We start from the raw sequence: 12,997 nt of genomic DNA, 5'->3' as shown, positions 1-12,997 counted from the left end.
ATGGATACCCGTCACCCACCCGTTCGTTTCTCGCAGCGTCTGATCAGCTGGATTGTCTGCGGCCTGATGGTCTGGCAGCCGGTGGCACCCGCCGTCGCGGCGGCGCTCACGCCGGCCGGGCAGACCACGGTCGATCGGGCCGGGAACGGGGTGCCGGTCGTCAACATCGCCACCCCGAACGGGGCGGGCATCTCGCATAACCAGTTCGGTGAATATAACGTCGGCAGCGAGGGGCTTATCCTCAACAACGGCACGGACCGCTTAACCCGGACCCAGCTGGGCGGGCTTATCCAGAACAACCCCAACCTGCAGGCCGGGCGGGAAGCGAAAGGCATCATCAACGAAGTCACGGGAGCCAGCCGCTCGCAGCTGCAGGGCTACACGGAAGTCGCCGGTAAGGCGGCAAACGTCATGGTGGCCAACCCGTACGGCATTACCTGTAACGGGTGCGGATTTATCAACACCCCGAACGTCACCCTGACCACCGGCAAGCCGCAGTTTGACGCCAGCGGTAACCTGCTGGCGCTGGAGGTGACGAAAGGGGCCATCACGGTTGAAGGCCAGGGGCTGGACGCCAGCAAGAGCGACGCGCTGTCGCTGATTGCGCGCGCAACGGAAGTGAACGCCGCGATACACGCGAACGACCTGACGGTGACCGCAGGGGCGAACCGCGTGGGCGCCGACGGCAGCGTCAGGCCGGTTGCCGGCGAGGGCGCCGCGCCCGTGGTGGCGGTGGATACCGGCGCGCTCGGCGGGATGTATGCGAACCGTATCCGCCTGGTCTCCAGCGAGGCGGGCGTCGGGGTGAACCTCGGCAACCTCACCGCGCGCCAGGGCGATATCCAGCTGGATGCGGGCGGGAAACTGACGGTCAGGAACAGCCTCGCCAGCGGCTCGATTAGCGCGAAGGGCGCGGGAGTGGCCCTCAGCGGCAGCCATCAGGCCGGGGGCGCACTGAACGTGGCCAGCTCGCAGGATATGGAACTGAATAACAGCACGCTCGCCAGCCAGGGCGACATGCGCCTTTCCGCGGCGGGGAAAGTGCAGATGACGGGCGGCGGGACAAACAGCGCGGGCGCGCTGGCGGTCAGCAGCGGGCAGGCGATGACGCTCAGCAATACCTCCCTTATCTCCCGCGGCGCGGCGACGCTGGACAGTCAGGACACCCTGACCGTCAACGGCGGCGGCGTGTCGGCACAGGGCGGGGCGCTGACCGTCGCGGGCGGGCAGGGAGTGGCACTTTCGGATGCCACGCTGACGGGCCAGGGCGACACCACGCTGTCCACCGGCGGCAGCCTGACGCAGCGCGGCGGCAGCGTCACCGGCAGGGGCGCGCTCAGCGTGGCGGCCGGGAAGGATATCACCCTGACGAATACCCGCAGCGGAAGCGATACCCGCGCGACGCTCAGCAGCGGCGGCACGCTGTCATCCACGGGCAGTGCGGTCTCGGCAGGGGAGAGCCTGGCGCTGAGCGGCGGGCAGCTGGTGCTGGACGGCCAGAGCCGGGCCGATGCCGCGGCCGATATCCGCCTGACGGGCAGCACCGTCAGTAACCAGGGGCAGGTGAATGCGGGGCGCGACATTGCGCTCTCCGGCGACAGGGTGTCCAGCAGCGGCCTGCTGGCGGCGAAAGGCCGTCTGGACGTGAACGCCGGAGAGCTGACGAACGGCGGCACGGCGCAGGGCAGCGACGTCACCCTGAAGGGGCAGACGGTGACCAACAGCGGCACCCTGCAGAGCGCCGGCAACCTGGCGTTAAGCGCCGGAACCCTGGCGCAGCGGGGCACGCTGAGCGCGAAGGGCAATGCGAACGTCACGGCGCAGCAGACCCTGCGTAACGACGGCAGCCTGCTGGCTGACGGCGCGATGAACGTGACCGCCGGCGTGCTTGAGCAGAACGGCACCCTGTCCGGCGCGACGGCGCTGACGGCGCAGGCCGGCACCCTGACCAGCGGTCAGGCGTCCCGCACGACCAGCCAGGGCAATATACAGATTACCGCGACCCGCAGCGCCAGCCTGAACGGGCAGACGGATGCGGCGGGGGCGGTCACCGTCAGCGCCGGCGACCTGACCACCGGCCCGGACGCGCACCTGCAGAGCGGGCAGGGGCTCACCCTGCAGGCGCAGAACGCCGCGCTGAACGGCACCCAGGCGGCGAAAGGCGCCCTGTCGGTGACGGCGGGCACGATTGCGCACGCCGGGAAATCCACCGGTGACGCGCTGAGCTTTAACGCGTCCGGCGACCTGACCAGCGGCGGGGAGCTCACCGCCGGCACCCTCACGCTCAGCGGACAGAACATCCTCCAGTCCGGCGCCGCAAAAGCGGACCGCATGACCCTGACGGCCCCCGGGCGCATCACCAGCAGCGGCTCGCTGGTTGCCGGTACCCTCTCGCTGGACGCTGCCTCGGTGGAGAACGGCGGGCTGCTGCAGGGGACCACCCTGCTCGGCCTGAAGACCGGGTCACTCACGAACCTCGCGGGCGGGTCGGTCTACAGCGCGCAGGATTTAACGCTGAACGTTCCGGTGCTGGCCAACCGCGGGCTTATTACCACCGACGGCACGCTGCGCATTAAAGGCGACACGCTGACCAACCAGGGTGAAATCAACGGCGTCAGCCTGAGCAGCGACTACCTCAGCCTGACCAGCAGCGGACGCCTGCTGGCGGACGACCGGCTCACCCTGAACGGCACTACTCTGGTTAACGCGGGCAGTATTGCCGCCGGCGACCTGCACATCACGGCGGACAGCCTGGAGAACCAGGGCACCGTCGAGGGGGATGCGGCCCTGACGCTCGGCGTGGCAGACCTCACTAACCGCGGCGCGCTGCGCAGCGGCGGAACGCTGACGCTCAGCGGCGACACCCTTACCAGCAGCGGCGAGCTCAGCGCCACCGCGCTGCTGCTGAACCTGACCCGTCAGGTCAGCAACGAGGCGGGCGGCCGGGTGATTGCCCGGGACGGCCTGACGCTGACCGCCGCCAGCCTGACCAACAGCGGGCTGATGGCCGGTGCCGACGCGCAGTTCAACAGCGCGTCGGTGACCAACGGCGGCACGCTGCAGGGAACCCGCTCGCTGACGGCGACGGGGGCACAGCTCAGCAACCTGCAGGCGGGCATGCTGCTCTCCGGTGGCGCGCTCGGCCTGCACCACACCACCCTTAACAACGCCGGGCTCATGCAGGGCAACACCCTGAACCTGGCCACCGGCGAGTGGATGAACACCGGTAACGCGCTGGGGGAAGCGGGCGTGACGGCGGCGGTGACCGGCGCGCTGACCAACAGCGGTAAGGTGCTCAGCCAGCAGGCGCTGGACGTTCAGGCCGGCAATACCGATAACCGGGGCCAGCTGCTGGCGAAAGTGCTGACCCTGCGGGGCGACCTGCAGAACAGCGGCCTGCTTCAGGGCAGCAGCACGCTGGCCTGGTCCGGCAACACCTTCGCGAACCAGACTCAGGGGCAGGTGACGGGCGGTGAGACCCTCACCCTGAGCGGACACACGCTGAGCAACGCGGGCAGCCTGCAGGGGCGCAGCGCCACGCTGGACGCCGCAGGCCTGAATAACCAGGGCAGCGTTCAGGCGCTGGACGCCCTGACGCTTGCTGCAACCGGCAGGCTGGACAACACCGGCGCCCTGCTCAGCCAGAACCTGTTCACGCTGACGGCGGCGCAGCTGTTTAACGACGGCCGGCTGGCGGGGAAAGCGCTGACGGTGAACGCCGCGCAGCTGACCAACACCGGCATGCTGCAGGGCAACGACACGCTGGCGCTGACCACCCGCGCGCTGAGCAACGGCGCCACCGGGCAGCTGGTGAGCGGAAGCGGCCTGAATCTGTCCCTGGACACGCTCGATAACGCCGGTCTGCTGCTGGTGAACGGCGGGTTCACCCTCCGGGGCAGCGACCTGACCAACCGGGGCGATATTCAGGCGCAGGACCTGGATTTGGGGCTGGGCAACGCCCTGAGCAATACCGGGAACATCGTGGCCACCGGCGATGCCGCGCTTCACGCGACGACGCTGACCAGCAGCGGCACGGTGGCGGGCAGAACGCTGACCGCAGGCGCGACGGAGCTGCGCAACAGCGGCCTGATGCAGGGCAGCAGCGCGGTTAACGCCGCCGCTGACCGCTTTATCAACGCGCTGAACGGCAAATGGCTCTCCGGCGGCGGCTTCACGCTGACGGGCGGGCAGCTGACGAACGCCGGTACGCTGCAGGGCGCGACGCTGGACATGACCGGCACCACCCTGACCAGCAGCGGCACGGTGAACGGGCTGGCGGGGCTCAGCGGCACGCTCGGCGGGGCGTTAACCAATACCGGGCTGCTGCAGAGCGGCGGCGCAACCACCTTCACCGCGGACACCCTGGCGAACCCGGGGCGCATCACCGGCGGCACGCTCTCCCTGACCGCCCGCGAGATGAACAACGACGGCCTGATGCAGGGAACGAACGGCCTGGCGCTCACCGGCACCGCGCTGACCACGGGCGCGGCCTCGCGCACCCTCTCCGGCGGCATGCTGACGCTGGACGCAGGCCAGCTGACCACGCAGGGCACGCTGCAGGGGAACGGCGCGGACATCCGCGCCACCGGCGACTGGACGCACGGCGGGTCCCTGCTCAGCCAGGGGGCGCTGACGGCCGCGACCGGCGGCACGCTGACCTCGTCCGGCTCGCTGATGAGCCAGGGGCGGGCGGATATCACCGCGCAGACGCTGGATAACCGCGGGCAGCTCCTCAGCGAAGGAGACGTGACGCTCGGCGGCAGCACCCTTAAAAACAGCGGCACCGTGCAGGGGAACACCCTCGCGCTGCGCCAGGACAGCATTAACAACCAGGGCACCCTGACCGGCCTGCAGAGCCTGACCGTTCAGGGGCAGCAGCGGCTGATGGCGCGCATGGCTATGGCCGCGCCGCAGCAGGCGCTGATTAACGGCGCTGGCGGCAGGCTTCTCACTCAGGGCGCGCTGACCATTGCCTCCGGGGCGGTGACCAACGCCGGCAGCTGGCAGGCGCAGAACATCCTGCTTAACGCGCAGTCGCTCAGCAACAGCGGCACGGTGCAGAGCGCCGACGGGCTGCAGATGACGCTGGCCGACACGCTCACCGGAACCACGGGCAGTAAGATTACCGCGCTGGGCAGCGCCACGCTGCAGGCCGCGACGCTGGCGAACCAGGGGCAGTGGGCGGCGAAAAACCTGACGCTGACCGGCGGCACGCTCAGCAACAGCGGCGCCATCAGCGGGGTGAATGGCCTGACCCTCAGCCAGACCGGCGCGGTCAGCCAGCAGTCGACCGGCACCCTGCTCTCCGGCGGGGCGCTGAACGTCACGGCGGCCTCCGTCACCAGCGACGGCAAAATGCAGGGGAGCACGCTCGGCATCACCACCGGGGCGCTCACCAACGGCGGACGTCTGCAGGGCGATAACGGCGCGACGCTGGCCCTCAGCGGCACGCTGACCAACAGCAGCGGGGGCGAAATCGTCAGCCGCGATGGCCTGACGCTGACCACGCCCGCGCTGTTTAACTACGGCCTGATTCAGGGCGGCGGCGAGACGCGCGTGACCGCCTCCTCGCAGGCGCGTAACGACGGCAGGCTGCTCTCCGGCGCGCGCCTGACGCTCGGCACGCCGCAGTTCACCGGCACCGGCTGGCTGCAGGCCACCGACCTGATACTCAATGCGGCAAACGCCACTAACGGCGGCACGTGGGTGGCCGACCGGGCCACGCTGACCGGCACCACCTTTACCAGCCAGGGCACCACCCAGGCGGGACAGCTGACGGTTAACTACGGCCAGCTGACCAACAGCGGCACGCTGCTCGGCAACGCGAAGCTGAACATCGACGCGGACCAGGTGACCCAGAGCGCGGGCGGCAGGCTGCTGAGCGGCGGCAACCTGTGGCTGCAGAGCCGGGGGCTGGACCTGACCGGCCAGCTGGTCTCCCTGGGGGACTTAACGCTGCAGCTGACGAACGCGTTTACCAGCCGGACCGCCGTGGCGGCAGGCCGGACCCTGACCATCAGCAGCGGCGGCGACATCGATAACCGCAGCGTGCTGCAGGGGCAGGCGGTCAACCTCAGCGCGGGCGGGCAGCTCAGCAACAACGGACAAATCACCACCGGCGGCGGCACCAGCACGCTCTCCGGCAGCAGCGTGGCGCTGAACGCCGCGGGCTCGGTGCAGGGCGGGGGCGACATCACCGTCGCCAGCCGGAGCAACATTACCGTCGACGGCTTCACCGGCACGCGCGGCTCGCTGACCCTGAGCGCGCCGGGCGCCATCGTCAACACCGCGCTGCTGTACGCGGCGAATAACCTGGCGCTGTTTGCCGACAGCATCACCAACCGGCGCGGCGACATCATGGCGGGGAACAACCTGTGGATGCAGCGGGATGCGGCGGGGAATGCGAACAGCCAGGTGGTGAACACGTCGGGGAATATTGAGACGCAGGGTGGCGATATTGGGATCAGAACGGGGCATTTGCTGAACCAAAGGGATGGTCTGAAAGCAACAACTGTGCATACCTCAATGCCAACAGAAAGCTGGATGACAGGTGAATCGGTTATAAATGTCCCTGTCACAGCCTTAGCTGAAGGGAGTTATGGTTATTACTCCCAGTTACAAAGATGGCAAACGGGCACTTGCGCTGGGGGGCAAAACGGTGGGTGTAATTATCATGAGGCGATGTTTTATTACTATGCACCGTTTAAGGATGCTTCGACGCAAAAATTTGTAACGTCAAATACTGTTACAACGGTTACCGGAGGCAATAACCCTGCTGGTCGTATCAATTCAGGAAAAAATTTAGCTCTATACGCAACGTCTCTGGATAACCAGGCTAGCAATATTCTTGCAGAAGGAAACATCATTCTTGCTGGTGGGACGCTTAATAATCAAAGTTGGCAAGAGGGTATTCAGAACGAGTATTTGGTTTATGAATATTCATCTAAATATCAAAACGTTAAGCCTAAGTACGCTACGAATGAGCTGTCTTCAGCAAAAAATATTACCTTCAATAATGATTCGGTAATCTTCGCTTTAACTGGACATGATTCATCTTTTGAACCGGGTTCGTTATACCGCGCCGTCATCCAGGCGGGCGGCAACGTCACCGCAAACTTCACCAGCAACATCAGCAACACTAATACCACCGCCAACGCAGGCGGCGTCAGCAACGTTATCTCCACCCCGTCGCTGAACACCCTCAGCAACCAGACCATCGGCAGCGGTGTGCAAAAACAGGGGCTGAGCGCTGCCGGAACCGTGGCGGTGACCTCGCCGCAGTGGAACGATCGGCTTCAGGGGGCGCTGCAGCAGCTTAACGGCGGCGGCGCGCTGGAAAACGGCGGCGCGTCCGGTACGCCTCTCAGCAACATTGGCACCACGCAGAAAGGCAACGCGAACCTCGGCCAGCTGGGCACGCTGGCGAACGCCGGGGTCACCACCGCCGATCTCCGCACCGCGCAGGGCGGCGCCGTCGGGCACTATCAGGGCCAGCGCGTCGACACCAGCGCTTACCCGCTGCCGTCGGGCAACAACGGCTATTTTGTCTTCTCCGACAACCCGAAAAGCCCGTACCTGATCGGCATCAACCCGAAACTGAATGGTCTCGGACAGCTTGATCCCGCCCTGTTTGCCGATCTGAACGCGATGCTCGGGATCAAACCGTCGTCCACGGCGCCGCAGGAGACGCGGCTGGCGTTTACCGACGAGAAGCAGTTCCTCGGCTCGTCCTATATGCTGGGGCGCCTCAACCTGAACCCGGACTACGATTACCGCTTCCTCGGCGATGCGGCGTTCGATACCCGCTATGTTTCCAACGTGGTACTCAACCAGACCGGTAACCGCTACCTGAACGGCATCGGCTCCGATCTGGATCAGATGCGCTATCTGATGGACAACGCCGCGGCGGCGCAGCAGTCGCTGGGCCTGCAGTTTGGCGTCTCGCTGACCGCCGATCAGATTGCCGCGCTCGACCACAGCCTGCTGTGGTGGGAGAAAGCCACCGTCAACGGCGAAACGGTGATGGTGCCGAAGCTTTACCTGTCGCCGAAGGACGTCACCGTCAATAACGGCAGCGTGATCGCGGGCAACAACGTCACCCTGAAGGGCGGCAGCATCACCAACGGCGGCAGCACGCTGCTGGCGAAAAACAGCCTGACGCTCGACAGCCAGAACAGCATCAGCAACCTCAGCAACGGCCTGATGAAAGCGGGCGGCGACCTGAACCTGAGCGCCATCGGCGATATCAATAACATCAGCTCCACCATCAGCGGCAAAACGGTCGCGCTGGAGAGCCTGGACGGCAGCATCAACAACCTGACGCAGGTTGAGCAGATTGATATCAACGCCGGAGGTAAATACGGCAACATCGGCCTGAAGGACACCCTGCTGGGCAACACGGCGTCCATTACCGCGCAGGATGGCCTGTCGCTTGAGGCGGGTAAAAACATCACCGTTACCGGAGCGAACCTGGCCTCCGGCGGCGATATGCTGCTGAACGCGTGGGGCGATATTGCCGTCAACGCGAATCAGATCAACGACGCATTCAGCTCCAGCCGGGAGAAAACCAGCCGTTCCTCCGTCACGTATCAGGGCAGTAACGTCAGTGCGGGCGGCAACCTGCTGGTGAATGCCGGGCACAACCTTGACGTGACCGCCAGCGACCTGAAGGCGGGCGGCAGCGCGGGGCTGAGCGCGGGCAACGATCTGAACCTGAACGCGGCACAGACCAGCGAAAGCAGCCGTAAAGGGAAAAGCGAGTCCCACAGCACCGGACTCGACCGCACCACGATTTCCGCAGGCGATAACCTGGTCCTGAAGGCCGGGCAGGATATCAACGCCCGGGCCGCCGCGCTGGCGGCGGAGAAAAGCGTCGGGCTGCAGGCGGGTCGCGACGTGAATCTGGCTGCTGCAGAGACCACGCAGGGCGACAGCTATAAATCAGGCCGTAAAAAAGTGATTAACGAGTCGGTTCGCCAGTCGGGAACCGACATCACTGCGGGCGGGAATGTGACTGTTATCGCCGGACGGGATGTAACGGCACAGGCTGCAGATGTCTATGCCGCAGGCAATACAGCCGTGGCCGCCGGGCGGGATATCACCCTTTCCACTGCGACGGAAAGTGACTATGCGTACCGGGAGGAGAAAAAGACGTCCGGTGGGTTCCTCAGCAAGAAAACCACTCACACCATCCACGAAGAGACGCATACGCGTGAGAAAGGTACGCAGCTTTCCGGCGACAACGTTGCTCTCCGGGCTGGTAACAACCTGACGGTGCAGGGCTCATCAGTTGCCGCTGAGCGCGATGTGGCCCTGAAGGCTGGAAATGATCTGACCGTGGAGGCAGCAACCAACACCGACACGCACTACGACATGAAGAAGACGAAGAAATCCGGCGTTTTCTCCAGCGGGTCGGGATTGGGTATCACCATCGGGTCGCAGTCTTCAAAAAGCACCCGACAGGGGGCAAATACAACGCAGAGCGATGCCCGCAGCACGGTGGGCACTGCTGGCGGTAATGTCATCATCAGCGCCGGAAATGACGTCCAGTTGAGTGCGGCAGATGTGGTTGCCGGAAGAGCGAAGGATGATTCCTCCCGCAAAACCGGCCATATCGATATCACTGGCGACAGCATCGCCATCCTTCCTGGACGGGATACGACCACTGAGTCCATGAAGCAGGAGTCCAAATCGTCTGGCGTTACGGTCAGTGTGAAAGCGCCATTTGAAGATACTGTGCGTAACGTGCGCGATATCGTTCGTGGTAAGGGCAACAGTGGCAACAGCACCGTCGATAAAGTGAAGGGGCTGGGGGCGGAAGGCGGTGCGCTCGCGCTTGACGGACCAGGCCAGATGATGGCTATTTCCGCAGGAAGCACCCGCTCTTCCTCTGAGTCGCACTACGAGGGCGAGTTTAACAGCGGCAGCCATCTTGCCGCCGCAGGCAATATCCAGATGACTGCCACCGGTAAACAGGGAGGCAGCAACAGCGGCAATATCCTGATTGCCGGGAGCCAGGCTAAGGCCGGTGAAACGGTGATCCTCGATGCGAAACGCGACGTTGATATCACCACCTCCACAGACAGCGAGAAATACGGCAGCAGCACTAAAAATAGCGGCTGGAATCTTTCGAGCGACCTGAGTGCCGGAAGTGCTGTTCGCGCCATCTCGGGTGGGGGTTCCCACGGCAATCAGCTCCTGCCGGGCGGGATGAGCAAGGCGGAGAGCAACAGTAGCGGCACCCGAACCACACAAAACGCGTCGGTCATTCAGGGCTCAGATATTTACGTTAACAGTCGTGACGGCAGCGTGAATATCAACGGCAGCCTGATGACCGCCACGGACGATCTTCTGCTGTCAGCCACACATGGGGATATATCCGTTTCTGCCGGACGCGATACATCGCGCAGTGAGAGCAGCGGCAGCAGAAAATTGCTGGGAACGCTGGACGGCGATGGTTATAGCGCCACGGCAGGCTACCGTCATGAAAAAAACAGCAGTCGGGAAGATAGCAGCCTCGAAAACGGATTGCGCAGCCAGCTAAGCAGCAAAAACGGTAACGTTGTCGCGCAGGCCGGTAACGATCTCTCCCTGTCAGGTACGGATATCCGTGCCGGTAAATCGGTCTCACTCAGTGGCGAAAATGTCCTCATGGGGGTGAGCCGGGATACCCGTGACGGTGAAAACCACAGCAGCAGCGCCCAGTATGGTGTGACGGCATCTGCTGGCGGCTGGGCTGTTGAGGCTGCTAAAGCCGCAGAGACGGCGGCCCGCAGCGCAGAAAACGGCGATGATCCACGGCTGACCGCCATCAGAACAGGCCAGTCGGCGGCAACCGCGGCGCAGGGCGCTATGTCGGACTCGTCGCTCATCAAGGCTAAAGTGTCTTTAACGGCGGGGACGTCATCTCAGGATAGTCGTTACCACAGTACCGACACGCAGGGCACCACCATTAATGCCGGCGAGAATGTCTCTGTTCGTGCCGGAAATGACATTGCCGGTATGGGGGTACAGATCGCGGGTAAACACGTGGCGCTGGATGCGGGGCGGGATATTCTGCTGTCTGCCTCCCAGAACACAACCCACTCTGAGAGTAAAAACAGCGGCAGCCAGTTCAGCGTCGGTGTCGGTGTGAGCCTGATTGGTGCGCAAAACGGCATCTCGGTGGAGCTGGGAGCGTCACAGCATAAGGGTAAGGAAAACAGCCAGTCGCAGCGCAATACGAACAGCGTTGTCCATGCTGATGAACAGCTTACGGTGAGCAGCGGACGCGACACCACCCTGAAAGGTGCGGAGCTGGAGGGTAACCGTGTGGTGGTCAACACCGGGCGCGATCTCACCATCAGCAGCGTGCAGGATACGGCCAGTTATAACAGCAAGCAGTCTTCGTCAGGCGCGTCCCTCAGCCTGTGCATACCGCCGCTGTGTTATGGTGCGTCTTCCGGTAGCGTCAGTGCATCGGGTGAGAATATCACCCAGAATGGTAAGAGCGTCGCTGAACAGAGCGGGATATTCGCAGGCAAGGGCGGCTTTGCTGTCACCACCGGAAATCATACCCAGCTTGACGGCGCGGTGATTGCATCCACGGCGTCTGCAGATAAAAATAGCCTCGACACGGGTACGCTGGGTTTCAGTAATCTCCACAACGAGAGCCAGACCAGCGGCAACGGCTACACGGTGGCGCTTTCCGGCAGCGCGGGTGGCAGCGGAAACGGTGAAAACCGCAACCTGGCACCGGCCATCGGTACGGGCCTGGCAGAAGAGAGCCACACCGGCACGACCTCATCAGCGGTGAGTGGCGGTAGCATTGTCATTCGCAACCCGGCGGGACAGAAACAGGATATTGCTGACCTGAGCCGTGATACGGCTGACGCCCACCACGGCGTGGACGTGAACGGTGATGTGCAGAAGGTCAGGGATAACCTGGCGGTCCAGAGCGAAGGCGCGGCGCTGGCCACTTCTGCGCTGGATGCTTACGGCAAGTATGCGGAGCAGAAAGCGCGTGAATCCAATGCGGCGCTGGGCGCGAAGCTGGCGTCAGAAGGAAAACTGCAGGGCGATACGCCTCAGGAGCAGGAAGCGTTCCTGAAGACGCAGCCCGGATATCAGAATACCGAGTACGGTCCGGGGAGTGCCTTCTGGACGAAGGGCAGCGCAGCGGCGGGATTACTGGCAGGTGCGCTTGGCGGTAACCTGAAGGCAGGCGCAGCAGCGGGTGCAGCCCCTCTGCTGGCGACCCTGGTCAAGGAGCAGAAAGACCCGACAGCCCGTGCCGCGCTGCACGGTATTGTGGCTGCGGCGCTGACGCAGCTGAGTGGCGGGAGCACTGCGGATGGCCTGAAGGCCGGTGCTATAGGGGCCATCACGGCCTCGGCGATGACCGACCATCTGGTCAGTGCGCTGTATGGAGATAAAAAATCCAGTGACCTGACGGCAGAGGAGAAACGGCTGGTCAGTAGCCTCGTGAGTATCGCGGGTGGGCTGGCAGGCGCTGCGGTGACGGATGGCAGTGTCTCCATGGCGGCGATGGCGTCTGAAACGGCGAAGGTGGAGGTTGAGAATAACTCGCTGAGTCCTGGCCATGACGAGGAAGAGCTTGAAAAAGAGCACGGCGACCGGTTGCCAAAAGTTCATAACATTGCCAGGCCCGGGGTGTTGTTTGACGAAGATGGCAAGCCGCTTCCTGGAACTGCTGGTCTTGGCATTGGGGCAGTTCCTATTAAAAATGGTGGTGGGGTCGGTAAAGATATTATCCCACTGGGTCGAGGTTCAACCGGAAGGACCACACCAAACTCTTTAGGGGAGAAATTGTCTATGGAGCAGGCTATGTCTAATCCTGCTGCAGGTCATCAATTGCCTGTAATTATGACGGACCCAAGATGGCCAAGAGCTGATGGTTGGGTAAAAATGGCTCAAAACGTCAATGGAGTTGAAGTTCATTATGTTCGTAATACAAAAACAGGACAGGTTGATGACTTCAAATTTAAATAGGACCTTA

General features: G+C 63.7%; 1 protein-coding gene. It reads left to right on the top strand.

The features are described from left to right. Positions 1 to 12,990, top strand: coding sequence for a hemagglutinin repeat-containing protein (locus LBF07_RS07190; protein ID WP_290448054.1), 12,990 nt, complete (start codon positions 1 to 3; stop codon positions 12,988 to 12,990). The last annotated feature ends 7 nt before the right edge of the window (positions 12,991 to 12,997 follow it).

Source organism: Enterobacter cloacae complex sp. ECL352 (assembly GCF_020149545.1).
GTDB lineage: Bacteria > Pseudomonadota > Gammaproteobacteria > Enterobacterales > Enterobacteriaceae > Enterobacter > Enterobacter asburiae_B.
The sequence above is the reverse complement of the archived record's forward strand: the minus strand, read 5'-3'. Positions and strand labels throughout refer to the sequence as shown.

Bases quoted from the DNA above. Each gene is read 5' to 3' on its own strand.
- LBF07_RS07190 (WP_290448054.1), top strand. From the start codon at position 1: ATGGATACCCGTCACCCACCCGTTCGTTTCTCGCAGCGTCTGATCAGC.